Genomic DNA, 25,553 nt, shown 5'->3' with positions numbered 1-25,553 from the left:
GTCAATGCGGCAGAGACTCAGCTTTTCGGCCAAACGATCTTCGGGCCGAGATTTTCAATAACCTCTTTGGCTATATAGACGTTTGCTTTGTTGCCGGAAAGCTTCGGGCCACCAACGACAATTTCCGCAATCGCCTCATAACGGGTAATCGGAACGCTCTCATCGGGGCCAGCAAAAACACGATGCCGGAAATAATACCCTCCGCGATAGCCGTAGTAACCATATCCAAAGGAAGCGCGGGAATAGGTCAGATAACGGTCGGTCTTTTCAACATCCCGCTCTACCACGACGAAATAGTCAGCCCCCTTCTCCAGTGTGAGCTCCGCAGCGCGATATAACAGGTACGTTTCGACCGTTTCACGGTCCGTAGACGAGTTTCCGCTGAAACTCACCCGGTGTCGGTTACTTTCGATACTGCTGTCTTTGTAGCCGAACTGATCGGAAAGAGGCGCATATGGCGAGGGTGAAGCGCATCCAGCAATAATTGGAAGCAATAGAGCCAGCAACAGAAATGCCGGAGTTCGCATCTGCAGGGCCGAAAAGTGCGATAATTCAAAGGTCATGACTTTGTTCCCCACTGCCGGAGGCGTAATTGAAAGAGAGTTAACTCCATGAAAAGATAATAAGAAGCATTCGCACTTACCAGACCTAAGAAAGAATTAGGCGGCATAGTGAACATCAATAAAGTGTGAGTGGTCGGGGTGGACGGATTCGAACCGCCGGCCCTCTGCTCCCAAAGCAGATGCGCTACCAGGCTGCGCTACACCCCGACAAAGCCCGCAGCAACAATTCCAACGGGCGCACGCTTGGTAATGCTTTTGAGCGGCCAGCGCAACACTGGATTGTCATATTCCGGCTTTCAGCGTCCCCTCGCCAAGCGAGCATGCTCCACGCGATCACCAGCGCGGAGGCCAAGGCGCACAACAGTTCCTGCAACGACCTCAAGAACCGCCTTCACACGAAACCGCGAAGAGATGACCTTCGTCGATAAAGGCGTTGTTCGTTCGGCCATGTGCAGAATCGTGCCGTCCCGGTCGAGGAACAACATGTCGAGTGAGATCAGCGTGTTCTTCATCCACATCGAGATCTTTTGTTTACTGGGATAGATGAACAGCATACCGGCGTCATCCGCCAACTCCTTTCGGAACATCAGCCCTGAAGCCCGGCCCTCGGGTGTATCCACAACCTCGACTGTGAAGACATGCTCTGTCTCTCCACGGTGCAAAACCAGACGCTCACTATCATCGGCCGATGCCATGGAGGGAACGACCGCCAACAACCCAAGCAGAAATATTGCGTGAGTGATTATCTTTATGATTTGGGTCAACGCGATTTCTGCCAGTTCATCATGGAAGCAAAAGAGCAAGGTCCCGCACAGCGGGTCTCACCTCGCCCTCTAACGGCGCATCAGCCAGAGTCGTGAACCAATGCTCTGGTGGATTACGGCCACGGCTATGGTTCCAGAACAAGCCCCGCAGAATATCTTCGGCTTCACTTCCTAGAGAGACGTCGCGCGGATCGGTTCCGTTCAAGTGCGCCCAGATGCCGGTCCAGCAGCGGGCGACGGCCCAGGGGTTATAACCGCCCCCTCCAACCACAAGAACGCGAGGAGCGAGAGCTGAAAGGCGCTGAATTGCCTCCCAGATCGCATTGTTCGAAAGCGACAACTTGCTTTGAGGGTCGTCGGCCAGCGCATCGCATCCACTTTGGATGACAATCGCGTCCGGACGGAAAGCATCTCCTATCGGCAGGGTCGCTTCCTCGATCAGAAAGCGGAATTCGGTGTCATTCATATCCTTCGGAACCGGAAAGTTCCGGGCCATGCCGCCGGCCCTGTCTTCCGCGGGTCCTGTCCGGGGCCAGCGGTTATCCTCATGAATGGAAACCGTCAGGACACGATCCTCGGCGTGAAAGGCATCCTGCACACCGTCGCCATGATGAGCGTCGAGATCGACATAGAGGACACGGGATAGTCCCCCGTCCAGCATGGCCAGGATACCGAGCACCGGATCGTTGAAGTAGCAGAACCCGTAGGCCATCGCAGGGCGGCCGTGATGGGTACCTCCCGCGAGAGAATGGATGGTCCCACGCTCGACCGCGGCCAGGGTTCGTCCGGCCAGCAAGGATGCCCCCGCCGCCGTTGCCGGACGGCTGAATATCTCCGGGAAGACCGGGTTTCCGCTGCGGCCGATATTGTACTGCTCCTTCACCTCCTCACTGACATGCCCGTCCCGTTCAGCCGCAACCACGGCGGCGATATAGTCGGGAGCGTGAAAGCGGGCGAGCTCATCCGGTGTCGCCATCGGGCTGTCCACGAAGCGGCTTTCGTCGAGCAAGCCGAGCGCACGGGCGAGATCCATCACCGGCGTTACCCGCTGGATCGAGAGAGGGTGCGTCGCGCCGTACCGTGATTTTCGGTAGATCTCGCTGCCGATCAGAATCGGGCGGTCAGGAAAAACATCTGGTATGGCGGGGTCCAGACGCGCCTGCAGCGGGGTGTCATGCTCTCTCATGCGGTTCTGCTGATCACGGCCTGCTGGGGCGCGACCTCCCCTTCCTCATCGGGAAGCAGGAATTCGGGCAGGTCATAGGCTTTCAGACTTTCCCAGTGCTGCTCCACGTCTTCTGCCATCAGATCCCGGACGATCCCCGAGACAAGACGCGGAACCGCGAACTTCATCGCGTTGATGGAAGACCCGGAGGGTCCGAAACTGAGCGTTGCGCCATAGGTGAAGAGCCGAACATTCCGGAGCCATCCGGCCATCCCTGCATCCCGCTCCTGAAAGGCGTATGTCGGATCGAGATAAGGATAGGATTGGAGACGCGGGTTTTCCTCACCGGCCGGCGGGCTGTATCGGTCGCGCCAGGTAGCCGCCGACGCGGCGATCTCGGAAAACTCCGGCCGCGCCGAAAGATCGATCGCGAAGCCAGTTCCGACGATCAGGAAATCTGCTTCCAGTGTTCCTTTCGGCGTCTCAATGTCGATTTGGTCGCCTGTGATTGCACAGGACAGCCATGGGGCGCCGGTCAGGAGTTCGAAGTTCTCGTGCTTCGCGACCCTCTGCCAGGTCTCTTTCGGGAAGGCTTCGCGCAAGCTCATAAGATGGTTCATGAAGCGCCAGCGCCAGGTATCGTCTAGATCCGCGAAATGCCCTAGAAATCCAGGAAAGGACAGCCACTTGAAGGGCTGCACCCGCTGCAGGTCTTCTCGCCGGCAGCAGACGCTCACCCGGGCGGCACCTGCCTCCAGCGCCGTCGCAGCATTGTCAAACGCCGATGCACCGGCCCCCAGCACGGCCACGCGGCGGCCGCGAAGTTTCTCGAAATCGATAGTCTCGGAAGCATGTGACCAAAACCGTCTGTCGAGCGCACTGATTTCCGGCGGTGTCCACCAATTCCCGGGCGTTTCGATGCCGGTTGCGATCACAATCTTTCTCGCCAGGACCTGCTCTCGGATACCGGATCGCAGACCAACGAGGTCCACGCAGATCAAATCGCCATCCGGGGCGGGCGCAATCCGCTCCGCCGAGACGTCGTTTTCGATGGAGATATCGAGAACCCTGCGCAGCCAGAGCAGATAGCTGGCCCAGTCTTCCTTTACGATCTTGTTGAGATCCTCCCAGGCCGCGCTGCCGTGCTGCGCGACGAACCATGACCGGAACGCGAGTGAGGGAATATCAAGATCCGGGCCGTTGACCTCTTTCGGCGACCGCAGTGTGGGCATCCGCGCATAGGTCAGCCAGGGGCCTTCAAACCCTTCCGGTGATCGGTCCACGATGCGCACCCGATCTATACGGGCCCGCTTGAGGGCGTGGGCAACAGCAAGGCCGCCCTGCCCGCCTCCTATGATCAGCACATCGAGGACTGGCTGTCCGTCAGGAGATCGCCGCTCTGGCACCCAGGCCGCATCGGGATAGGAAACCGTCCGGAGATCCTCCGCGACCCGCACTTCAAGTGCATCAAGTCCAATGACCAAGCCTGCGTCGCTCACATGATCCCCACAGAACGTCTTGTTCCCCCTGTCACTAGGTAGCGCGCTTTGGCGCTCTCATCCAGTGGGGCGCAATCTGACGGCTTGCTATGGGCATAAAGCTCGCCCATATTTGCCGCTCATTCAGGGGAGCTACAATAGTGGCTGAGAGGTTCCGGGAGGAACGACCCTAAACCTGATCCGGGTAATGCCGGCGTAGGGAGAGCAAATGACCCGGTACATTCTTTTCAGCAAGCCTCCGACTTTCCACATTATTGGTGCTGGTGGCGGCTCATGAATGCCGTCCGCGGGGTGATCATATTCGCCGGCATACTGGCTGCCTGGCAACTCATCGTCAGCATAAGCGGCACGCCCGTCTACATCCTGCCGGGGCCGGTTCCCGTCGCGGAAGCCTGGATCCGGTCAGCCTCCCTGATCGCCGGGCATGCGTCGATCACTCTCGCAGAGATTCTGCTAGGCCTCACTCTGGGGACTCTTTTCGGCGGTTCGACAGCGCTGATGCTGGCCTGGTCAGCACGGATACGCCCATGGCTTCTGCCGGTTCTGGTCATCAGTCAGGCAGTGCCAGTCTTCGCGCTGGCGCCGATCCTTGTGCTTTGGCTTGGCTACGGCATGGCGTCCAAGGTGGCCATGGCCGCACTCATCATCTTCTTTCCGGTGACGGCAGCGATGTATGACGGCCTGCGCCGGACAGATCCGCTATTTATCGATTGCGCCCGCACGCTTGGCGCCAATCGCCTGGAGCTGCTGCTGCATGTCCGCCTGCCGGCCGCCCTGCCCGCTTTCGCTTCCGGGTTGCGCGTGGCAACCGCCGTGGCCCCCATCGGAGCGATTGTCGGCGAATGGGTCGGCTCCAGCGCGGGCCTCGGCTACCTGATGCTGCATGCAAATGCGCGGCTGCAAATCGACGTCATGTTCGCCGCACTCTTCACTCTCTCGATCCTCGCCATCACGCTTTATTACGGGATCGATTTCCTGCTCAGGGCAGCCATGCCCTGGCAAGCCGGCGAAGCTCGGCCAACATCGCATACTGGAGGATTTTGAATGTTCACCCGGACCGCGGCGCTTCTCGCCGCGCTGATCGTTCTTGGCACAGCGCCAGCCAATGCCGCTGACAAGCTGACCGTCCTGCTGGACTGGTTCGTCAATCCCGATCACGGCCCGCTGATCGTTGCCGACAAAAAAGGCTTCTTTGCCGATGAAGGCCTTGAGGTCGAACTGATCGCCCCGGCCGACCCGAACGACCCGCCGAAGCTGGTCGCCGCTCAAAAAGCCGATATCGCCGTCTCCTATCAGCCGCAGCTCCATATCCAAGCCGCTGAAGGCCTGCCGCTGGTGCGGTTCGGCACGCTGGTCGCAACACCGCTGAACACGCTCGTGGTATTGAAGGGCGGGCCGGTAAAGTCCATTGCGGATCTTGAGGGCCGCAAGGTCGGATATTCGGTCGGCGGCTTTGAGGACGCGCTCCTTGGCGCCATGCTGACAAAGCACGGCCTGTCACTATCGGATGTCGAGCTGATCAACGTGAATTTCTCGCTCTCGCCGTCGATCATCTCGGGTCAGGTCGATGCCGTGATCGGCGCTTTCCGGAATTTCGAGCTGAACCAGATGGATATCGTCGGCAAGCCGGGTAGGGCTTTCTTTGTCGAAGAGGAAGGCGTGCCGCCCTATGACGAGCTGATCTATATCGCGCACAGGGATCGCCTCGATGACCCGCGCCTGAAGAAATTCCTCTCCGCCGTGGAACAGGCAACCCAATACATCGTCAACCATCCCGGCGATGCCTGGGCCGCATTCATCGACGGTCGCAAGGAGCTGGACGACGAGTTGAACAAGCGGGCATGGCGCGACACCCTGCCCCGGTTCGCGCTCCGTCCGGCGGCGCTTGATCGTGGCCGCTATGAGCGGTTTGCCGCATTCATGAAGGAAAGCGGATTGATCACTAAAGACGTAAAAACAGAGATTTACACGACAGAGCTACAGTAAAAACAGGCCCCAGGCATTGATCCCAATGCCTGGGGCCTGCGGACCAAGCGACTACTCCGCCGCTGCCTGAATAGCGCGCGTGTTGTCGACAAATCCCATATAGAGTTTTCGCGCTCGCTCAAACACCGGCCCCGGTGTCAGAACGCGGTCTTCAAAGCGGTTGATTGCCTGGATTTTCCCGAAATTACCGCAGACGATAATCTCGTCAGCTGCGCGCACGTCCGCTGCAGTCAGCGTGACCTCCTCAACCGGAATGCCATCTTCCCGCAACAAGCCTATCACCCGGCGCCGGGTGATACCTGACAGAAAAGTGCCATTCGCCGCCGGTGTCCGTGCCACGCCGTCCTTTACGATCCAGATATTGGCTGTTGAGAACTCAGCGACATTACCATTGGGATCAAGCATGAGCGGCAAATCGAAACCACGGTCTCGTGCTTCCTTAAGCGCCCTTTGCCCATTCGGATAAAGCGAGCCGGTTTTGGCGTCTGTTGGTGCCTGATCAGTGGCGCAGCGCCGGAAGCTTGAAAGACAGGCCGATCCGGCGACAGCATTCGGCAAGGGCGCCTCGAAGACAGCGAGTACAAATTCCGTATCGTCCCCCTCAGGCGCCACTCCCTGGCCAGTGGAGAAGAACATCGGCCGTACATAATAGTCCAGCTCCTGCGGGAGCCGTTGCACCGCCTCGCGACAAAGAGCCTCGATTTCAGCCGGCTTAAGCCCCGGCGTCAGCAACATCGCCTTCGCTGAGCGGACAACTCGCTGACAATGCAAATCGATGTCAGGCAGTGCTCCCTTGATAGCGCGCGCACCGTCGAAAACCGTGCTTGCCGACCAAAAAGATATCTGTAATGGGCCCGACAACATGGGTTCTTTTGATAACCATTCGCCTTGATACCAGAAAATTTGTTTCATTTGATATCCTCCACACGCAACATAATAGGACAATAATATTGACCTTTAGTGTGAAGGTGACCAGTCAAACTTTGTCATGGTGACAATCGAAACGCTAAGCCGAGAGCCAATTAGCAGAAGATCAGGTATCCGTATCTGGCACTACACTGGCAGCAATAGTTCCATCCAGCGCCTCATACTCTCCGTAGCCGATATGATCGTAGATATCTCTCCGGGCCATAAGGCGGTCGAGAAAACCTTCCTGCCCGCCATGTTCCGCCAGATGCTGATACAAAGCGCGGACAATCCCCGCCTCGGCCCGCAAAGACGTAACGGGCCAGATCACCATGCTGAAGCCCCATTCCTGGAATTGCTCAGCAGAGAAATACGGAGTCTTGCCGAATTCCGTCATGTTCGCCAGCAGGGGAACGTCCAGCGCTGCGGAAAACGCTCTGAAATGTACTTCGTCGGTGAGCGCTTCGGGAAAGATCGCATCCGCTCCGGCAGCGACATAAGCCTTGGCCCGAGCGATTGCACCATCGAGCCCCTCGGACGCCATCGCATCCGTCCGAGCGATAATCCGTAAATGAGTCCGAGCCTTTCGGGCCGCAGCAATCTTTGCGCTCATTGAAGCGGTGTCATTCAGCAGTTTGTCTGACAGATGACCGCATTTCTTGGGCAGCATCTGGTCCTCAAGCTGAACGGCGGCGGCTCCCGCCTCTTCAAGCTCCCTGCAGAGCCGCATCACATTCAAGGCTTCGCCGTATCCGGTATCTCCATCGACGATAAGGGGAATCTGAGAAGCCCGCACGATGGTACGAACCTGATGGATCAACTCCTCCATCGTCATCATGCCGAGATCGGGAAGAGCCAGACTTGCAGAGAGTGCGCCACCCGAAAGATAAAGCGATTCGAAGCCTGTATCCCTGGCAATGATTGCCGAAAGCGCATCATGGGCTCCAGGGACCCGCAAAATTTCACGCCGCTCCCAAAGCGCAGCCAGGCGGTCACCCGCTGGAGTCGCAACCTGTTTTTGCAGGAGCCATGCCATATTCATTCCTTCCGCTGCCGCACCGACTTGCCGGGCGTTTCATTATTAATTTCGTTCGTCGAAGATTGCACTCAGCTACAGCCTCGTGTCATTTCATTGTAACCACCATATTGACAACGCAGGCACGCTGTCGGATTGGTCCTGGTACACGAGATAGCTGTCTGCGGATTGAAAAACGAATCTGGTCAATAAACGCGAGGGAGACGCGTCGATGAGGCACATATTAGGTCTGGGAGCGAGCCTTGCCGCTTTCTGGATGCTGTTGTCTGGATCGATCAGTCTCGACCATAAACTGGTCCTAGGCTTGGGAATCGCCTCCGTAATCCTGACGATTTTCTTCGCCATCCGCATGGATCGTCTCGATGGTTTCCCCGTTCACATCCGTCTCAGCCCGAAACTTATCCAGTATTGGATCTGGCTCGCCAAAGAGATTGGAAAGGCGAATTTTGACGTCGCCAGGATTGTTCTCTCGCGAAAAATGAGCATTTCGCCGCGCATGGTCCGGATTAAGGCAAGCCAGCAGACCGATGTCGGCATTGCAACTTTCGCCAACTCCATCACGCTGACACCGGGCACGGTTTCCGTAGATATCGACAATGACGAGATCCTGGTTCATGCGATCACCGACGAGATGGCAAAGGGATTGATCGAAAGTGATATGGATGAACGGGTTACGTCCATGGAGTTGAAGTACCGATGATGTTTGCCGTCGCCGCCGCAGGCTTGATCATTCCGATGCTGATGGCGCTGGTTCGCGGCCTCGCAGGACCGACCCTTTATGACCGGGTGCTCGCCGGAAACAGCTTTGGTACAAAGACTGTTCTGCTTATCGCCGTGGTTGGATTTATCGGCGGTCGGCCGGATTTTCTGGACATCGCCCTGCTCTACGCCCTGATGAACTTCATCGGAACCATCGCGATCCTGAAATTCTTCCGCTACAGGAACCTTGGTGTCGCAGACAGTGCTGACATCAGAAATGGGACTGACAGCCAGAACGGGGGCGCGGCGTGATGGACCTGATCATTGACCTCGCTTCCTGGGGCTTCATTCTCGCCGGGGTGTTCTTCATCTTCTCGGGCACGCTCGGCATGTTGCGGCTCCCGGACTTTTATACGCGCCTGCATGCCGCCGGTATTACCGACACATTGGGCACTGAACTCCTCCTCATCGCCATGATGCTGCAGGCTGGCTGGTCCATCGCAACGGTTAAACTGTTGATGATCTCTCTGTTCATATTTTTCACAAGTCCGACCGCAACGCATGCGTTGGCAAACGCGGCCAATGCAGTGGGCCTGCGGCCATTCGGCGTTCCGGAATCCGATCTCCGGCCGAAAAAGACGGAGGGAATGTGATGGACTCAGGAATCGTCAACACTCTCGTCGATATCTCTTTGATGACATTGCTCGTTATCACCGCCGTCGGCATTGTGCGATCCCGCAATCTGTTCGCGACCGCCATGCTTTCCGGTATCTACAGTTTGATTACCGCAGCGTTGTTCGTAACGCTGGATGCGGTTGATGTTGCCTTTACCGAAGCCGCTGTCGGCGCGGGTATCTCAACTGTCCTGATGCTCGGGGCCATGACCCTCACCAGGCGGAGCGAGAAGCACGCGATAAAGCTTCATATCGGCCCCCTTCTCGTAACGTTCGGTATCGGCGCCGCTCTGATCTACGGCACGGTCGACATGCCGCCGTTCGGTTCGACCGACGCTCCCGGATTTCAGCATATTGTCCCGGAATACATCGCTGGCTCCCGGGACGACATTCAGGTGCCGAACATCGTTACCGCCATTCTGGCAAGTTATCGCGGATTCGATACGCTGGGTGAGGTCGCTGTGGTTTTCGCAGCTGGCATTGGGGTCCTGTTCCTGCTCGGCCGCCGCCGCGAGGAAGATGAGGCCGATGCTGAAACAGACAGCAGAGAGGAGAAGGACGCATGAGACATCATCTGATTTTGCGTGTGGTCTCGAAGCTTCTGATTCCGTTCATCCTGCTCTACGCGCTTTACGTACAGTTCCACGGAGATTATGGACCGGGAGGCGGTTTTCAGGCCGGGGTTATCTTCGCTGCTGCCATTGTTCTCTACGCTCTGATTTTCGGCGTTCAGGCCGCACGGAAGGCTTTTCCGGACAGCTGGCTCGACATTCTGATTCCGCTGGGTCTCCTGATCTTTGCCGGTACCGGTGTAGCGTCGCTCCTCCTCGGCGGCTCATATCTCGACTATGACGTTCTGGCATCCACGCCGACCGGTGGGCAGCATCTCGGCATTATCGTCGTCGAATTCGGCGTCGGCGTTACCGTAACGGCCGTGATGATAGCCATCTTCTTCGCCTATGCAGGCCGTACACGTGAAATTCAGGATGACGACTGGTAAGCCATGCTCGATCTGTTCCTAGATAAATACAACTACTGGATCGTCATCGTCCTGATGATGATTGGTCTCTATATCGTTATCGATCGCGGCAACCTGGTGAAGAAACTGGTTGGCCTGAACGTGTTTCAGACCTCCGTCTTTCTGTTCTACATCTCTCTCAGCAAGGCTGAAGGTGGTACGGCGCCAATCCTGAGCGGCAAGCCAGAGCTGTTCTCAAACCCTTTACCGCATGTCCTGATCCTGACGGCCATCGTGGTGGGAATTGCGACAACATCGCTCGGCCTCGCTCTGGTGGTGCGAATTCGTGAAAGCTACGACACCATCGAGGAAGACGAGTTGGACGGAATGGATAATACCGTCGTCACGAAAGAGCGTGCGCGCCTCAGCTCCGGGGATGCATGATCATGATCGCCGTAGACCATTTGCCGGTTCTGCAGGTTGCCGGTCCGCTCATTGCGGCCCCTATCTGCAGCCTTCTCCGGACCCGAAACGCCGCCTGGCTTTTCACCCTGCTGGTCAGCATCGCCGCCTTCCTGTGCAGCGCCTATCTGATGCAAACGGTTCTGGAAACAGGCCCGATCAGTTATGAAATCGGTGGATGGGCCGCACCGCTCGGCATCGAATACCGTGTCGACGCGAGTAACGCTCTCGTGCTGCTGATAATTTCCGGTATTTCATCCGTTGTACTGCCCTTCGCAAAGCGCAGCATCGAGGCGGAAGTCCCTGAAAAACAACACGCTCTGCTCTATACCGCATATCTTCTCTGCGTTACGGGACTGCTCGGCATCACAGCCACGGCAGATGCCTTCAACGTTTTTGTTTTTCTGGAGATTTCATCGCTTTCGACGTATGTGCTGGTTTCAGCTGGCGCAAAGCAGGACCGCCGTGCCCTGACTGCCGCCTACAATTATCTGATCCTCGGAACCCTGGGTGCGACTTTCTTCGTGATCGGTGTCGGCTTGCTCTACATGGCGACCGGCACGTTGAACATGGCGGACCTCGCGGCACGTATCGAACTGGTCGGCACCTCGCGCACAATCGATGTCGGCTTCGCCTTTATCGTTATCGGCCTGTCCCTGAAGCTAGCACTCTTCCCGTTGCACGCCTGGCTGCCGAATGCCTACACATACGCGCCAACCGCAATAACGGCCTTTCTCGCCTCGACCGCAACCAAGGCTGCCGTTTATCTGCTGTTGCGCTTCTCATTCACCATTTTCGGCTCAGGCTCTTCCTTTATGGCTCCGATGGTCGGGTTTGTGCTCATGCCACTGGCGCTGGCCGCCATGTACGCAGGTTCGATCTCGGCGATCTATCAGTACAATCTCAAACGGATGCTGGCCTATTCGAGTGTTGCGCAGATCGGATACATGATGCTCGGCGTCAGTTTCCTAAGCGTCACCGGGCTGATGGCAACGACCCTGCACCTGTTCAATCATGCCCTCATGAAGGGCGCGCTCTTCATGGCACTTGGTTGTGTCTACTACCGGATCCGCTCGGTCCATATCAGCGACCTGTCCGGGATCGGCAGGCAGATGCCTTGGACCATGGCCGCATTCGTAATCGGCGGTCTCAGCCTGATAGGTGTTCCGTTGACGGTCGGCTTCATCAGCAAATGGTATCTGATTTCAGCTGCGCTGGAGCAGGAAGAATGGCTCATCATAGCCCTGATCCTGGCCAGCTCCCTGCTCGCAGTCATCTATATCTGGCGCGTCATCGAAGTGGCCTATCTCAAAGACCCGATCCCCGGCCGGACCGTGTCAGAGGCACCTCTCTCCATGCTGCTGCCAACCTGGGCGCTGGTTCTTGCCAATATTTACTTTGGCATTGATGCCAGCCTGACGACACGGATCGCCCGGGTTGCTGCCGAAGGCCTCGTGGGAGCGGCACAATGAGTATGGAAACAGCCCTCCTCGCCACCATCATCCTGCCGCTTATCGGCATGGTGCTTATCTGGCTGACCGGCAAGTCACCGAATCTGCGCGAAGGCGTAACGCTGGTAACCGCCGTTGCACTTTTCGCCATCGTGCTTGCGCTACTTGACGCAGTACTGTCGGGTGAAGCCCCGGGACTGACGCTGCTCGAAGTGATGCCCGGCCTGGAGATCGCTTTCAAGATCGAGCCGCTGGGTATGCTGTTCGCCTGCATCGCCTCCGGTCTCTGGATCATCAACTCGCTCTATTCCATCGGCTATATGCGCGGGAATGACGAGAAGAAGCAGACTCGTTTCTACATGTGTTTCACGATAGCAATCTCCAGTGCCATGGGTATTGCCTTCGCCGGAAACATGTTCACGCTCTTCATCTTCTACGAAGTGCTGACCCTTTCAACCTACCCACTGGTTGCTCATAAGGAGACTCCGGACGCCAAGCGCGGGGCGAGGACCTATCTCGGTATCCTGATCGGCACTTCCATTGGCCTGCAGCTGACCGCCGTAATCTGGACCTGGATCGCAGCCGGAACGCTCGACTTCACAAAGGGCGGAATCCTGGCGGATCAGGTTGAGCCCGTCCTGCTGCCTTTCCTTCTTGCGCTCTACATGTTCGGCATAGGCAAGGCTGCCCTTATGCCCTTCCACCGTTGGCTTCCGGCCGCCATGGTGGCACCGACGCCCGTGAGCGCCCTGCTGCATGCCGTCGCCGTCGTGAAGGCCGGCGTGTTCACCGTGCTGAAGGTGGTTGTCTATATCTTCGGGATCGACCTGCTGACCCAGACCGGGGCGGCACACTGGCTTATCTGGGTGGCTTCCTTCACCGTACTCGCTGCCTCCCTCGTCGCAATGACCAAGGACAACCTGAAGGCCCGGCTCGCCTATTCAACCGTAAGCCAGCTCGGCTACATCGTCCTCGGCGCGGCGCTCGCTAACCACTATTCGATCCTCGGCGGTGCTCTGCATATCGCCACCCACGCTTTCGGCAAGATCACGCTCTTCATGTGCGCGGGAGCGATCTATGTCGCGACCCACAAGACAGAGATCAGCGACATGCAGGGACTGGGGCGCGTCATGCCCTTTACCTTCGGCGCCTTCTGCATCGGAGCGCTCTCGATCATTGGCCTGCCGCCCTTCGCCGGAACATGGAGTAAATGGTATCTCGCGCTCGGTGCTGCAGAGACCGGCATGATCATTGTGGTCGCGGTCTATATGGTCAGCTCTCTGCTCAACATCGCCTATCTTATGCCAGTTGTAGCGCGCGGTTTCTTCCGCCCTGCACCAACCCTCGTCACAGCATCGGCAGGCGCCGCCGTGTCGCCGGCAAAAGGCGGAATTCAGGAAGCGCCATTCTTCTGCGTCCTGCCTCCCTGCCTGACGGCCTTAGGCTGTCTCATCCTGTTCTTCTATGCCGACGCGATCATCGCGTTGCTGCGTCCGATCGTCGAGTGAGGCTGTCCGATGACCAAATCCGATAATCCGGAGCTCCTTTCAAAGCCTGACGAACAACCTCGCTGGCTCGACACTCAAAGCAACGTCAACAAGATCATTGTTGCGGTCTTGGTTGTCTGCGCCCTGCTCTTTGCCGCAGACGGATTTTATCACAAGCACCCGTATTTCGAAGCTGAGGCATGGTTTGGCTTCTATGCCATCTACGGCTTCGTCATGTGCATTGGTCTTGTGCTGGCTGCGAAACTGATGCGAACCTTCCTAACGCGGGACGAAGATTATTATGACCATGATCGCTGATCTTTTTTCCCCGCTCAGCCCCGGTCTGCTGTTGATTCTCGGTGGGCTGCTTGTTCCGTTCCTCGACAACCGCATCGGACGGTTCTATGTGCTGCTCCTCCCGGCCGTTTTGCTGGTTTATCTCTTCGCCTTGCCGGATGGAAACCATGCCACGGTCACGATGCTCGATTACGAGCTCGAATTCCTTCGCCTGGATAGCTTGTCACGTATTTTTGCGACGATTTTCCTGATCGCCGCGCTGCTTGGAAACATCTATGCGTGGCATGAACCTGACCGAGTGCAGCGCACTGCCGCGCAAATCTATGCAGGTAGCGCCGTCGCAGCCGCTCTTGCAGGCGATCTGGTTTCGTTGTTCATTTTCTGGGAATTGACCGCCGTCTCTTCGGTTTTCCTGATCTGGGCCAGCGGAACCGAAACCGCTTACCGCGCCGGTATGCGATATCTGATCATCCAGGTGGGCTCCGGCGTCATCCTTCTCACTGGCCTGATCGTCCATGTCACCGCGACAGGCTCAATCGCGTTCGATCATTTCGGACTTGAAGCTCCCGGCGCCTGGCTGATCCTTCTGGCCTTCGGCATCAAATGCGCATTCCCGCTACTGCATAATTGGCTGCAAGACGCCTATTCCGCGGCAACAGTCACCGGCACAGTGGTGCTCTCAGCATTCACGACAAAACTTGCCGTCTATACCCTCGCGCGAGGTTTTGCAGGCACTGAGATGCTGATCTGGATCGGCGCAGGAATGATCCTGTTCACGATCTTCTATGCCGTGTTGGAAAACGACCTGCGGCGCACTCTGGCTTACAGTCTGAACAACCAACTTGGCTTTATGGTGATCGGCATCGGCATCGGTACCGAACTTGCGCTTAATGGAACGGCGGCGCATGCCGTCGCCAGCATCCTCTATAAGGCACTTTTGTTCATGGCAGTCGGCGCCGTTCTGTTCAGGACGGGAACCAGCAAGGCATCAGAGCTTGGCGGTCTCTACAGGTCCATGCCCTGGACAGCGGCATTATGTATGGTCGGCGCTGCATCTATCTGCGCTGTTCCCTTGTTCTCAGGCTTCGTCTCGAAGTCCCTGATCTTATCGGCCTCCGGCAAAGAAGGATATTGGTTCGCTTGGGCAGTATTGCTGTTCGGGTCCGCGGGAGTCGTCCTGCATTCCAGTATCAAAATTCCTTACCTAGCCTTCTTCGCGCGTGATCGTGGCCTCCGTCCGCAAGAGGCACCGCTGAACATGCTGGCGGCAATGGGGGTCACGGCCATCCTTTGCATAGGTCTCGGTGTATGGCCGGCGCCGCTCTATGCGCTGCTTCCGTTCAACATCGACTATGATCCCTATACGACGTCGCATGTCATAACGCAGCTACAGCTTCTGTTGTTCTCCGTACTGGCTTTCATCGTTCTCACGCGAACGGGTCTCTACCCACAGCTATTGAAAGCAACGATCCTGGACTTCGACTGGGTCTACAGGCGTTACCTGCCAAAAACGTTAGGCCAACTGGGAAATGCTATTGATATCAGCTACCAAAGCATCACGGACAACGCGAAAACAGTCATGAGAAACGCAATGTCAGCGTCCGCAACAATGTTTGCGCCCGGTGGTCTATCCGGACACATTGCCCGCGTCGGCAATGCAGCTGCAATCGTCGCCTTCCTGTTGCTCGTGGCTTTGATTGTCAGCTACTCAGCCGTCTGAGCTGCCCCGGCTGCCAGCGGCCGCGGCTCCCTTCCGATGGATTTCCACCTGATCCAGCTTGTCTGGAACGGTGGCGAAAAAGATGATAATGGCAACGCCTCGGGTTAATGCCCTTGTGAAGAAAGGTTCACCGCTATGGACATGACTGGCGAACATCTGGTTCCGGCGCCGAAGCAGGCTGTATGGGAAGCGCTGAACGATCCCGAAGTCCTCAAACTGTGCATCCCCGGCTGCGAGGAGGTCAACAAGACCTCGGATACCGGTTTCGATGCCAAGGTTTCAGCCAAGGTCGGCCCGGTGAAAGCGAAATTCTCCGGTGCCGTAACCCTTTCAGACATCGATCCGCCGAACGGCTACACGATCAGCGGCGAAGGAAAGGGTGGCGCAGCCGGATTTGCCAAGGGTGGCGCGAAGGTCGCGCTCTCGGAAGCTGAAGGCGGAACGCTGCTGAAATACGAGGTTAATGCTCAGGTTGGCGGCAAGCTTGCACAGATCGGCGCACGCCTGATCGATTCGACCGCGAAGAAAATGGCGAACGATTTCTTTAAGACGTTCAGTGAAACCGTCGCTGCTGGTTCCGGCACCTCAGACACTCAGGCGGCCGAAGAAAGGACGCCGGCAGCAACCGACCATGGAAAGGAAAATGCAATGAGTGAGAATGGGGTTCCCGCAGAGAACGTGTATCACGGCTTGCACTGGATGGTGATCCTGACAAGCGGCCTCGCGATCGCCAGCCTGGTCTGGTACGCGATGCACGGCCTCGACTTCTAGACAGGCAGAATTTCTCCCGGGACAAGGTTCCGGCCAGAAAGAAACGGCGCGAGACGGGAGTTTCGCGCCGTTTTTGTGTTTGGATTTCGCCGCTTCGAGAGATATCCGCACTCCGTCGGGACAGCAAGGGTTTCCTGCCGCACCGGATTTCTGTGCTTCTCCTATCCTCGCTTGACCTTGGACCGAACGGCGGAGAGACTGTCTTCGAAGTCGAGAATTCAAACATTCGACACAGTCGGAACCTTGAAGTCCAGGAGCCGGCAAACGGCGCCTTGGAGAGATAACTGGGAGAGAGCCTATGGCCACCGTATCCATGACGGTGAACGGGAAGTCTGTAAGCGGTGAAGTTGAGCCGCGCACCCTTCTCGTTCAATTCATCCGCGAACAACTCCACCTGACCGGCACACATGTCGGCTGCGACACCAGCCAGTGCGGCGCCTGTGTCGTGCATGTGAACGGCGATTCCGTGAAAAGCTGCACCATGCTTGCCGTTCAGGCTGATGGTATGGACGTCACAACCATCGAAGGCCTCGCCAACGGCGACACGCTGCACCCGATGCAGGAGGCTTTCCGCGACAACCATGGCCTGCAATGCGGTTTCTGCACTCCGGGCATGGTGATGAGCGCTGTCGATTTGCTCAAGAAAAACCCGACGCCGAGCGAAGGCGAAATCCGTGAGTGGCTGGAAGGCAACATCTGCCGTTGCACCGGCTATCACAACATCGTCAAAGCCGTTCAGCAGGCGGCGGAGGCTTAAAGACCAGGCATAAAAAGCTGCAAAAGACAGGCAGATAAACTGCCATGCGAAACGGGAGGAAATAATGCCGGACGGAACGACAGGTACGGGCATAGGCGCCGCCGTAAAGCGCGTCGAGGACTTCAGATTTCTGACTGGAAAAGGTAACTACACGGACGATATCGATCGCCCGGGTCAATCCTACGCATATATTCTGCGCAGCCCGCATGCGCATGCAAAGATTACCTCAATCGACTGCTCGACGGCCAAGTCTGCAGAGGGTGTGCTTGCGGTTTTCACGGGCGAAGACATGCAGGTCGGCTCCCTGCCCTGTGGCTGGCAGATCCATTCCAAGGATGGCTCGCCGATGCTTGAGCCGGAGCACCCGCCGCTTGCCAAAGGCAAGGTCCGATATGTAGGCGATCAAGTCGCTGTCGTGATCGCAGACACCTATAGTCAGGCGAAAGATGCGGCTGAGAGAATCACCGTCGAATACGAGGTCCTGCCAGCCGCCGTCAGCATGGCCGATGCCCTTACCGACAAGGCTCTGGTGCATAACGATATCGGCTCAAACCTCTGCTTTGACTGGGAAATAGGCGACGAGGCTGCTGTTGACGAGGCCATGTCGAAAGCCGCGCATATCACCAAGATTGATCTGGTGAATAACCGCCTAGTCCCGAACGCGATGGAGCCGCGTGCCGCAGTCGGCGAGTACGACGCCGCATCGGGTGAGTACACACTCTACACCACAAGTCAGAACCCGCATGTGATCCGTCTGCTGATGGGTGCCTTCGTGCTATCCATTCCCGAGCACAAGCTCCGCGTGGTGGCGCCGGATGTTGGCGGTGGTTTTGGCTCAAAAATCTACCACTACGCCGAAGAAGCCATCGTCACTTGGGCTGCACCGAAAATCGGCCGACCAATCAAATGGGTAGCGGACCGCAGCGAGGCCTTTATCTCTGACGCGCATGGCCGGGACCAGATCAACCACGCCGAACTTGCACTGGACGCGAACGGCAAATTCCTTGCGTTGAAGGTTCAGACCCAGGCGAATATGGGAGCCTATCTCTCTACGTTCGCGCCCTGTGTGCCGACCTATCTTTCCGCCACCCTGCTTGCCGGCACCTACACAACGCCGGCAATCCACGCCAATGTGAAGGCGATCTTCACCAACACTGTGCCAGTCGATGCCTATCGCGGCGCAGGACGGCCTGAATCAACCTACCTGATCGAACGTATCGTCGATCAGGCAGCGCGCGAAACCGGGATCGACAAGGTGGAAATCCGCCGCCGGAACTTCATCCCGACCGATGCCTTCCCCTACCAGACGCCAGTGGCTCTGCAATATGACAGCGGCGACTATGAAGCGACCCTGTCCTCTGCCACCCAGATCGCAGATGTTGCCGGTTTTGCCGCCCGCAAGGCGGAAGCCGCCAGCCGCGGCAAACTACGCGGGATGGGGTACTCGACCTATCTCGAAGCCTGCGGTATCGCGCCGTCGGCCGTTGTCGGCTCTCTCGGGGCTCGTGCCGGGCTTTATGAGTCGGCAGAGGTCCGGGTGCACCCGACAGGCTCCGTGACCGTATTCACAGGCACTCACAGCCATGGTCAGGGACATGAGACCACATTCGCTCAACTCGTGTCGGACCGTCTTGGTCTGCCGATGGAGAGCATCGAGATCAGCCATGGCGACACCAACAAGGTGCAGTTCGGCATGGGCACCTACGGCTCAAGGTCCCTCGCCGTCGGTGGCGAGGCACTGATCCGGGCTGTCGACAAGATCATCGACAAGGCCAAGAAGATTGCGGCCCATGTGCTCGAGGCATCGGCCGACGATATCGAATTCAAGGACGGTAACTTCACGGTGGCCGGAACCGACCGCTCCATGGCATTTGGCGAAGTTGCTCTCACGGCCTATGTCCCGCACAACTTCCCGCACGATGAACTGGAGCCGGGTCTGGACGAAAAAGCCTTTTACGATCCGGCAAACTTCACCTACCCCGGCGGCTGCCATATCTGCGAGGTCGAGATCGATCCGGAGACCGGCGTTACCGAGGTGATCAAGTTCACGGCAGTAGATGACGTGGGACGGGTGATCAATCCGATGATCGTCGAAGGCCAGGTGCATGGCGGTGTCGCCCAGGGAATCGGGCAGGCGCTTCTTGAATTTGCCGCGTATGATGATAGTGGGCAGCTCGTGACCGGTTCCTTCATGGACTACACGATGCCGCGTGCCGACAACTTGCCGAAATTTGATGTGGCGACGCAGGGCACGCTCTGCACCCACAACACGCTCGGCGTGAAAGGTGTTGGAGAGGTCGGAGCCATCGGCTCTCCTCCCGCCGTTATAAATGCGGTTATCGATGCGCTCTGGGACCGGGGTGTCCGGGATATGAGCATGCCGGCGACGCCGGAAAAAGTATGGTCGGCCCTGCAGGCCGCAGAGTAAGCGAAAGCCAGGAAGGAAGACTCAAAAGATGTACGAGTTCGAACATCACAAACCGGCCAGCGTCGCGGATGCGGCGAGCGCCATGAAGGGTGCGGATGACGGAAAGCTGCTTGCCGGCGGCCAGACCATGATCCCGACCCTTAAACAACGCCTTGCCAGCCCGTCCGATCTGGTCGATCTCGGCGGCATCGCGGAGCTGAAGGGGATTGCGGTCAGTGGAGGCACCGTTACAATCGGTGCAATGACGAACCACGCGGCAGTCGCCTCCTCCGCCGATATCAAATCCGCCCTGCCCGCGCTTGCGGAACTCGCGGACCATATCGGCGATGCACAGGTGCGAAACCGGGGCACAATTGGCGGGTCCGTTGCGAACAACGACCCCGCGGCGGATTATCCGGCGGCGTGTCTTGCGCTCGGTGCTACAATCCACACCAGCCAGCGTGACATTGCAGCAGACGATTTCTTCACCGGTCTGTTCGAGACCGCCCTTGAGGAAGACGAGATCATCACCAAGATCTCCTTCCCGGTCGCGAACAAGGCCGCCTATGTGAAATTTCCGAACCCTGCCTCGCGCTATGCGCTGGTTGGAGTATTCGTTGCAGACGGCCCGGCCGGCACACGTGTTGCCGTAACTGGCGCCGGTCAGGATGGCGTGTTCCGCGTTCCAGAGATGGAAAATGCTCTGTCTGGCAGTTTCTCGGCCGACGCGATTGCAAATGTGAAGGTTGCAGCAGACGATCTGAATGCGGATATCCATGCAAGCGCCGACTACCGCGCACATCTCATCACTGTGATGGCGAAACGGGCCGTCGCTAAGATCTGATTGACGTTCGTATCAAGATCCTGAAAAGCCCCCGGCACAATGCGTCCGGGGGCTTTTGATTTCAGCAATCAGGAAGCCGACCGTGTCCGCCGCTCGTTGTAGTTGGATATTGCGCCGCTGATTTGCCCGACGAGATCGCTGGTCTCCTCGCTAGGGAAGAACGCTTCAAGAATAGCGCGTGCCAGCGGTTTCAGCAGTTCGACATCATCCGGAGCAGCTCTGTCCGGTTCCGCCGCTATCCGACTGGACAATTTGTGTAGCGATTTGCAGAGCTGCGATACAGGCTCATACTTCGTATTTTCGAGCCGTTGCACCGCTTCCTCGGTCATTGAGGCCAATCGATCGAGATTTGTCCTCAGCTCGACGTCGAACTCACCGACACCGAACTCCGGCAGAATAAGATCGACCAGAAAGGAAATCTGAAAGCCGATACGGCGCAGCTTTTCTTCTGTGATCTCAGTATTGCTCTTTGCTATCTGCTCTCGAATGCCTGCCGCATCGACGTTCTCACCATTCTGACGCATGCGCAAGGTATTCGGCGGCTCGTATGTCGGAATATCGCACTTCCGCATCGGATCACGGCGCCGCTCCGGGCCTACATAATCGCTGGTTACGATGAAAGGTTTGCGATCCGTGATCATCTTCTTGATGCGTTCGAGTAACTGCCCTGTTGAATAAGGAGCAACTATCAGATCATCGACACCGCAATTTATCGCAGCGCGAATTGAAACGGGATCGTTGGCCCAGGTTGTCATGATCGTGACGACAAAGGGGTTCTCACCCAGATCACCGCTCCGGATCTCTTTGACGGTCTGGATCGCGGCGCCCTCGTCCAGAGCATGATCGGCGACAATCAGATCCGGAATTCCTGACACGGTCCATCGGCGCAGATCTTCGTCAGACCTGATCCACTCGGTGTCGAGATAGCCGATGCTCATAAGCTCCGAGCGGACAGGAAGCAACACCTGCCGGTTCTTACCGCAGAGCGCGATACGAATCCGTCCTAGGTTCGCCTTGACCGGATCTTTACTCATACACTACCTAATCGGCACAGCGCCGGACCGAGTTACTACGCACTGATTCCAAAGTATTGCGCGGAAATCAGTTCGATTTACTGTCCATTTGTGTACCCGATGGTGCGTCCACGTCAAACTTTACTGAAAACACCCCAGGAATTCGCCAATTAAATCAATCTGTTTATCCAGCATATGTCGGCCATATTGAACGTTACAGCCATTCTTCAAAGCTGATTCGAGCAGCCGTGTCTTTTCCGGGATCATGATTATTTCAGCCACAAGAAGATCTGGCTTGAGGAATTTGTCGTCGATCGGCAACGGGTCACCGTCATGCAGTCCGGCCGACGTGGTATTGATCACGATCTCGCAGCCATCCGGTTCTGCCGCACCAACCGAGACAGGAATCTCGGGATAAGCAGCTGAGACAGCCGCTGCCAGTTCTTCGGCCTTTGCACGTGTCCGGTTATGGATGACCAGCCGGGAGACGCCGGCATCAGCCAGGGCAAAAGCGATTGCCCTGCCCGCTCCACCAGCGCCCAATTGCAGCACGGAACGACCAGTGACCTCATGTCCTTCCGCGCGCATCCCGGCAACGAAACCCGCTCCGTCGAAATTATCGCCAATCATACGCCTTTGCGCATTGAACCTGACCGCGTTGACGGCCCCGACGAGGCGGCCCTGACGGCCTACCTCATCACAGAGCCCCATGATAGCGAGTTTATGCGGGACGGTTACGGCAAACCCTCCAAAGTTGGGCTGTGCCTTCAAACCATCCAGAACGATCTCCAATTGGTCTGATGGGGCGTGCACCGGCACCATAACCGCGTCTGTGCCCCGTTGCTCGAACAGCGGGTTGAAAACAATCGGCGCACGCACATGTGCGATCGGATCGGCAATGACTCCGTAAACACGGGTCGTCCCGGTAATATCGAGTGTTGCGGACATCGGCTCTAGAACTTCACCATGTCGCCGCCCTTGAGCGCCAACATCTCACGAGCTTCCGCCGGGGTTGCCACCTCAAGAGAGAGATCCTCGACAATGCGCCGAATCTTGGCCACCTGATCCGCATTACTCTCGGCCAGTTTGCCCTTTGAGATGAACAGGCTGTCCTCAAGCCCGACCCGAACGTTACCGCCGAGCATGGCCGCCATGGTGCAAAAGTTCATCTGGTGACGGCCCGCCGCCAAAACGGACCATTCATAATCGTCGCCGAACAGCTTGTTGGCGATCCGGCGCATATGCATGAGGTTTTCCTCATCCGCACCGATACCGCCCAGAATTCCAAAGATCGTCTGCACAAAGAATGGCGGCTTCACCAAGCCACGATCAGCAAAATGCGCCAACGTATAAAGGTGGCCGACATCGTAGCATTCGAACTCGAAGCGCACGCCATGGCCGTCCCCGAGCTCTTTCAAAATGTACTCAATGTCCTTGAAGGTGTTCCGAAAGATAAAGTCGCGGGAATTTTCGAGGAACTGAGGCTCCCACGGATGCTGGAAGTCCTTCATTTTGTCGAGGATCGGGAACAGACCGAAATTCATCGACCCCATATTGAGCGAGGTCATCTCCGGGCTGGCTCGGAATGCAGCCGCGAGGCGCTCTTCCAGACTCATGCCGTGACCACCGCCGGTGGTGATGTTTACGACCGCGTCGCAGGACTGTTTGATCCGCGGCAAGAACTTCATGAACATGTCAGGATCGGGCGTCGGGCTGCCGTCTTCTGGATTACGGGCGTGCAGGTGAAGGATAGATGCTCCGGCTTCTGCTGCCGCTATCGCATCGGCGGCGATCTCATCCGGCGTAATCGGCAGGTGCGGGCTCATTGTCGGTGTGTGAATAGAGCCTGTGACCGCGCAGGAGATGATCACTTTCTTACTTGCCGACGCCATTACTTCCTCCAGAATTTTTTTTTAATTCGTTTAACAGCTTGGAGGCTACTCCCGGGATCGGTCGTTTAAAAGAGCCTCTCAGGAAAAATAGTTTATTTGCACCAACAGCGACGGATTTCGCATCGGCCCACGTTTTATGGATATCCCCGTTGATTGAAAACGGGACAGTCCAGTGAAGGAACTGACGATATGAAGAAGTTGTTTGCTGTCGCCCTGCTCGGCACCATCGCCCTTACCCCGGCGCTTGCACATAGCGAAGGCATGAAAGGCAAGCATGGCGGCGAAGAATTCAAGGCTCGGATGATAGAGCGCTTCAAAGCCGCCGACGAAAACGGTGACGACAAGTTGACAAAGGCTGAAATCTACCAGTCCCGTGGCAAACGCGCGGCCGAGATCGACACGAACGATGACGGTGTGATCGATGTCGAAGAAATCGATGTTGCCCGGAAAGAGATGCGCCTGAAACGTCAACAACGCATGCTAAACCGGATGGACACGGACGGCGACGGTGCCGTCAGCACCGACGAGTTCGCCCGCTCCGGTACCAGGATGATGCAGCATATGGATCGTGATCGCGACGGTGTCGTCACGATGGAAGAAGCCACAACCCGGCCAATGAAAGGGTATGGCAAACATCACGGCAAAGGATTGAGTGACACGCACGGCGGCATGTCTGGCTGCAAAATGGAATGCACGCGCTAGACCTGTCAAAGCGGTTCGTGGAATCGGGAATGTGCATGACTGAATCTGATAATGAGCTGCTCTGTCTCGTCGCCGATGGTGGCGAGATAGCCTTCGACAGACTCGTTTTGCGCCATCAAGGGCCGATATCCGCCTTTGCCTACCGCATGCTCGGGAACCAGAGCGATGCCGAGGATATTTCGCAAGAAACCTTCGGCCGCGTCTGGTCCCATGCCCCGCGGTGGAGCCCGAACGGCAAGGCGAAGTCCTGGATCTACAGAATAGCCCATAACCTGTGCATCGACCGTCTGAGAGCCCGGCGTTCGACGGTCGATATCGCGGATCAGGAAATCGAGGATAGCACTCCCGGTCCTGAACAGACCCTCGCCCGGAAAAGAACGGAGACGAACGTGCGTGATGCGGTGGATCTTCTGCCCGAGCGCCAGAGAATCGCGATCTCGCTGTTCCATCTCAAGGACATGACGGCCGACGAGGCTGCGGAAACGATGGATATCAGTATCGATGCTCTGGAATCATTGCTCCGGCGAGCACGGAAGAAACTGAAAGAGATCATGCTGGACCAACAGTCCGGCACATTTGAAACAGCAGCTGTCGGAGAACACTGATGACAAGCATGAGTGAAGCAAGATTCAGGGAACTGGCGGATGCTTTCGGAGGCGATCCATCAAAATGGCCGGAGCATGAACGACCACTGGCACTCCAACTTTTGGAGATCCATCCGGCTCTCCAAACCGTACTCGACGAGGCTGAAACTCTGGATTTCGAACTCGATGCCATGATGGCTACGCAGGAAATAACCATTGTTCCATCGCCGGACAAAGTCCGCGCGCCAGCAGGGCTGAACCTGAAAGGGCTGCTAAACACCTTATGGCCGTTCGGTGGTTTGTGGCAGCCCGCAGCGGGTCTGGTCGCGGCGAGTGCGGCGGGTTTCATCGTCGGCATCACCTTCACGGACTTACCTGCAGAGACCGATACGACTTTGAATGATCAAGTGACTATGATTGAACGTGCGCTGGGCGCAGACGTTGAGGAGAATTTCCTATGACCTGGACCCGGACACGCACTCTTGCTTTGGCCCTGTTTGCATCGATTGCCTTGAACCTGTTCTTCGCGGGCATCATGATTGGCCGTTTCGACCGCTGGCATGGTGAACCGAAGAGTCGGGACCACGGCGCGTCGATGACCCGGAAAATCGAGAGGGCCCTCGGAGACAGTCTGACGCCAACTCTTCGCGAGAGATTGGAGGCGCATTCAGAGACTATGCGGGAATCCCGCCGAGAATCCCGCGATAAACGGGACGCAATTCGCGACACTCTTTTGCAGGAACCGTTCGACAGGACCGCCTATCTCCAGGCGTTGGAATCGATGAATGAGGTCTTCGACCGGATGCGGGCAGAAACTCATTCCTTCATGATCGATATCGTCGAGCAATTGACGCCGGAACAGCGGCGCAAACTCGTCAAATCTCTCGGCAGACATCGCATGGATGACAACGATTAA

At 57.2% G+C, this 25,553-nt stretch carries 29 protein-coding genes, 1 tRNA gene and 1 riboswitch; of the genes, 20 read left to right on the top strand and 10 right to left on the bottom strand.

Going from position 1 to position 25,553, the window contains the following annotated elements:
- Positions 1 to 17 precede the first annotated feature (17 nt).
- The 5 genes from ABJ076_RS15580 to ABJ076_RS15560 form a co-directional block, all read right to left on the bottom strand.
- Positions 18 to 578: a hypothetical protein gene (locus ABJ076_RS15580; RefSeq protein ID WP_348202614.1), complete on the bottom strand. Its 561-nt coding sequence runs from the start codon at positions 576 to 578 to the stop codon at positions 18 to 20.
- 115 nt (positions 579 to 693) lie between these two features.
- Positions 694 to 770 (bottom strand) — tRNA-Pro (locus tag ABJ076_RS15575).
- A gap of 89 nt (positions 771 to 859) precedes the next feature.
- The gene (locus ABJ076_RS15570) at positions 860 to 1,258 is read right to left on the bottom strand and encodes a DUF192 domain-containing protein (protein WP_348184953.1); all 399 of its coding nucleotides are present in this window, start codon (positions 1,256 to 1,258) and stop codon (positions 860 to 862) included.
- Between the two features lie 88 nt (positions 1,259 to 1,346).
- Complete coding sequence (locus ABJ076_RS15565) at positions 1,347 to 2,513, bottom strand: acetoin utilization protein AcuC (protein WP_348184951.1); 1,167 nt, start codon at positions 2,511 to 2,513, stop codon at positions 1,347 to 1,349.
- Positions 2,510 to 3,991: an NAD(P)/FAD-dependent oxidoreductase gene (locus ABJ076_RS15560; protein ID WP_348184949.1), complete on the bottom strand. Its 1,482-nt coding sequence runs from the start codon at positions 3,989 to 3,991 to the stop codon at positions 2,510 to 2,512. The genes ABJ076_RS15565 and ABJ076_RS15560 overlap by 4 nt, the downstream gene beginning before the upstream one ends.
- A gap of 115 nt (positions 3,992 to 4,106) precedes the next feature.
- Positions 4,107 to 4,210: riboswitch (TPP riboswitch) on the top strand.
- A 54-nt stretch (positions 4,211 to 4,264) separates the two neighbouring features.
- Between ABJ076_RS15560 and ABJ076_RS15555 the strand changes: the two genes are divergently transcribed.
- Both ABJ076_RS15555 and ABJ076_RS15550 read left to right on the top strand, forming a co-directional pair.
- Complete coding sequence (locus tag ABJ076_RS15555; RefSeq protein WP_348184947.1) at positions 4,265 to 5,035, top strand: ABC transporter permease; 771 nt, start codon at positions 4,265 to 4,267, stop codon at positions 5,033 to 5,035.
- A complete protein-coding gene (locus ABJ076_RS15550; protein WP_348184945.1) occupies positions 5,036 to 5,977 on the top strand; it encodes an ABC transporter substrate-binding protein in 942 nt (313 codons plus the stop codon).
- A 51-nt stretch (positions 5,978 to 6,028) separates the two neighbouring features.
- On the opposite strand, the gene ABJ076_RS15545 is transcribed toward ABJ076_RS15550, so the two are convergent.
- Together ABJ076_RS15545 and prpB are read right to left on the bottom strand one after the other, a co-directional pair.
- The gene (locus ABJ076_RS15545; protein ID WP_348184943.1) at positions 6,029 to 6,889 is read right to left on the bottom strand and encodes a branched-chain amino acid aminotransferase; all 861 of its coding nucleotides are present in this window, start codon (positions 6,887 to 6,889) and stop codon (positions 6,029 to 6,031) included.
- Positions 6,890 to 7,010: 121 nt separating this feature from the next.
- Complete coding sequence (gene prpB, locus ABJ076_RS15540) at positions 7,011 to 7,919, bottom strand: methylisocitrate lyase (protein ID WP_348184941.1); 909 nt, start codon at positions 7,917 to 7,919, stop codon at positions 7,011 to 7,013.
- 211 nt (positions 7,920 to 8,130) lie between these two features.
- Between prpB and ABJ076_RS15535 the strand changes: the two genes are divergently transcribed.
- From ABJ076_RS15535 to ABJ076_RS15470, 14 genes are all read left to right on the top strand, one after another.
- A complete protein-coding gene (locus tag ABJ076_RS15535) occupies positions 8,131 to 8,619 on the top strand; it encodes a Na+/H+ antiporter subunit E (protein WP_348184939.1) in 489 nt (162 codons plus the stop codon).
- Positions 8,616 to 8,930 (top strand): monovalent cation/H+ antiporter complex subunit F, encoded by a 315-nt coding sequence (locus ABJ076_RS15530; RefSeq protein WP_348184937.1) that lies wholly within the window; start codon positions 8,616 to 8,618, stop codon positions 8,928 to 8,930. The genes ABJ076_RS15535 and ABJ076_RS15530 overlap by 4 nt, the downstream gene beginning before the upstream one ends.
- Positions 8,930 to 9,271, top strand: a complete 342-nt coding sequence (mnhG, locus tag ABJ076_RS15525) for a monovalent cation/H(+) antiporter subunit G (RefSeq protein WP_348184935.1) — start codon at positions 8,930 to 8,932, stop codon at positions 9,269 to 9,271. The genes ABJ076_RS15530 and mnhG overlap by 1 nt, the downstream gene beginning before the upstream one ends.
- Entirely contained in the window at positions 9,271 to 9,858 is a 588-nt protein-coding gene (locus ABJ076_RS15520; RefSeq protein WP_348184933.1) for a DUF4040 domain-containing protein, read from the top strand. The genes mnhG and ABJ076_RS15520 overlap by 1 nt, the downstream gene beginning before the upstream one ends.
- Entirely contained in the window at positions 9,855 to 10,292 is a 438-nt protein-coding gene (locus ABJ076_RS15515; RefSeq protein ID WP_348184931.1) for a Na(+)/H(+) antiporter subunit B, read from the top strand. The genes ABJ076_RS15520 and ABJ076_RS15515 overlap by 4 nt, the downstream gene beginning before the upstream one ends.
- A gap of 3 nt (positions 10,293 to 10,295) precedes the next feature.
- The gene (locus ABJ076_RS15510; protein ID WP_348184929.1) at positions 10,296 to 10,694 is read left to right on the top strand and encodes a cation:proton antiporter subunit C; all 399 of its coding nucleotides are present in this window, start codon (positions 10,296 to 10,298) and stop codon (positions 10,692 to 10,694) included.
- 2 nt (positions 10,695 to 10,696) lie between these two features.
- Complete coding sequence (locus tag ABJ076_RS15505) at positions 10,697 to 12,184, top strand: monovalent cation/H+ antiporter subunit D family protein (protein WP_348184927.1); 1,488 nt, start codon at positions 10,697 to 10,699, stop codon at positions 12,182 to 12,184.
- The gene (locus tag ABJ076_RS15500) at positions 12,181 to 13,671 is read left to right on the top strand and encodes a monovalent cation/H+ antiporter subunit D family protein (RefSeq protein ID WP_348184925.1); all 1,491 of its coding nucleotides are present in this window, start codon (positions 12,181 to 12,183) and stop codon (positions 13,669 to 13,671) included. The genes ABJ076_RS15505 and ABJ076_RS15500 overlap by 4 nt, the downstream gene beginning before the upstream one ends.
- A gap of 9 nt (positions 13,672 to 13,680) precedes the next feature.
- Complete coding sequence (locus tag ABJ076_RS15495) at positions 13,681 to 13,968, top strand: hypothetical protein (protein ID WP_348184923.1); 288 nt, start codon at positions 13,681 to 13,683, stop codon at positions 13,966 to 13,968.
- Positions 13,952 to 15,667 carry a Na(+)/H(+) antiporter subunit D gene (locus ABJ076_RS15490; RefSeq protein ID WP_348184921.1) on the top strand — a complete coding sequence of 572 codons (1,716 nt, stop codon included), beginning with the start codon at positions 13,952 to 13,954 and terminating at the stop codon, positions 15,665 to 15,667. Before ABJ076_RS15495 ends, ABJ076_RS15490 begins: the two co-directional genes overlap by 17 nt.
- Before the next feature lie 135 nt (positions 15,668 to 15,802).
- The gene (locus tag ABJ076_RS15485; RefSeq protein ID WP_348184919.1) at positions 15,803 to 16,438 is read left to right on the top strand and encodes a carbon monoxide dehydrogenase subunit G; all 636 of its coding nucleotides are present in this window, start codon (positions 15,803 to 15,805) and stop codon (positions 16,436 to 16,438) included.
- A gap of 298 nt (positions 16,439 to 16,736) precedes the next feature.
- Positions 16,737 to 17,195, top strand: a complete 459-nt coding sequence (locus ABJ076_RS15480) for a (2Fe-2S)-binding protein (RefSeq protein ID WP_348184917.1) — start codon at positions 16,737 to 16,739, stop codon at positions 17,193 to 17,195.
- Between the two features lie 64 nt (positions 17,196 to 17,259).
- On the top strand, positions 17,260 to 19,623 hold the full coding sequence (locus ABJ076_RS15475; RefSeq protein WP_348184915.1) for a xanthine dehydrogenase family protein molybdopterin-binding subunit: 2,364 nt from the start codon (positions 17,260 to 17,262) through the stop codon (positions 19,621 to 19,623).
- A gap of 28 nt (positions 19,624 to 19,651) precedes the next feature.
- On the top strand, positions 19,652 to 20,446 hold the full coding sequence (locus ABJ076_RS15470) for a xanthine dehydrogenase family protein subunit M (protein ID WP_348184913.1): 795 nt from the start codon (positions 19,652 to 19,654) through the stop codon (positions 20,444 to 20,446).
- 68 nt (positions 20,447 to 20,514) lie between these two features.
- Here ABJ076_RS15470 and ABJ076_RS15465 read toward each other — a convergent pair whose 3' ends face one another.
- The 3 genes from ABJ076_RS15465 to ABJ076_RS15455 form a co-directional block, all read right to left on the bottom strand.
- Positions 20,515 to 21,480: a hypothetical protein gene (locus ABJ076_RS15465; RefSeq protein WP_348184911.1), complete on the bottom strand. Its 966-nt coding sequence runs from the start codon at positions 21,478 to 21,480 to the stop codon at positions 20,515 to 20,517.
- Between the two features lie 120 nt (positions 21,481 to 21,600).
- A complete protein-coding gene (locus tag ABJ076_RS15460; protein ID WP_348184909.1) occupies positions 21,601 to 22,407 on the bottom strand; it encodes a shikimate dehydrogenase in 807 nt (268 codons plus the stop codon).
- Between the two features lie 5 nt (positions 22,408 to 22,412).
- Positions 22,413 to 23,351, bottom strand: coding sequence for a 3-keto-5-aminohexanoate cleavage protein (locus tag ABJ076_RS15455; protein WP_348184907.1), 939 nt, complete (start codon positions 23,349 to 23,351; stop codon positions 22,413 to 22,415).
- Between the two features lie 189 nt (positions 23,352 to 23,540).
- Between ABJ076_RS15455 and ABJ076_RS15450 the strand changes: the two genes are divergently transcribed.
- From ABJ076_RS15450 to ABJ076_RS15435, 4 genes are read left to right on the top strand one after another with little or no spacing between them, the layout of a single operon-like run.
- Complete coding sequence (locus ABJ076_RS15450) at positions 23,541 to 24,053, top strand: EF-hand domain-containing protein (protein WP_348184905.1); 513 nt, start codon at positions 23,541 to 23,543, stop codon at positions 24,051 to 24,053.
- 35 nt (positions 24,054 to 24,088) lie between these two features.
- Complete coding sequence (locus ABJ076_RS15445; protein WP_348184903.1) at positions 24,089 to 24,658, top strand: sigma-70 family RNA polymerase sigma factor; 570 nt, start codon at positions 24,089 to 24,091, stop codon at positions 24,656 to 24,658.
- On the top strand, positions 24,658 to 25,098 hold the full coding sequence (locus tag ABJ076_RS15440) for a hypothetical protein (protein ID WP_348184901.1): 441 nt from the start codon (positions 24,658 to 24,660) through the stop codon (positions 25,096 to 25,098). The genes ABJ076_RS15445 and ABJ076_RS15440 overlap by 1 nt, the downstream gene beginning before the upstream one ends.
- A complete protein-coding gene (locus tag ABJ076_RS15435; RefSeq protein WP_348184899.1) occupies positions 25,095 to 25,553 on the top strand; it encodes a periplasmic heavy metal sensor in 459 nt (152 codons plus the stop codon). The genes ABJ076_RS15440 and ABJ076_RS15435 overlap by 4 nt, the downstream gene beginning before the upstream one ends.

It is taken from the genome of Nisaea sp. (assembly GCF_039990255.1).
Taxonomy (GTDB): domain Bacteria; phylum Pseudomonadota; class Alphaproteobacteria; order Thalassobaculales; family Thalassobaculaceae; genus Nisaea.
The sequence above is the reverse complement of the archived record's forward strand: the minus strand, read 5'-3'. Positions and strand labels throughout refer to the sequence as shown.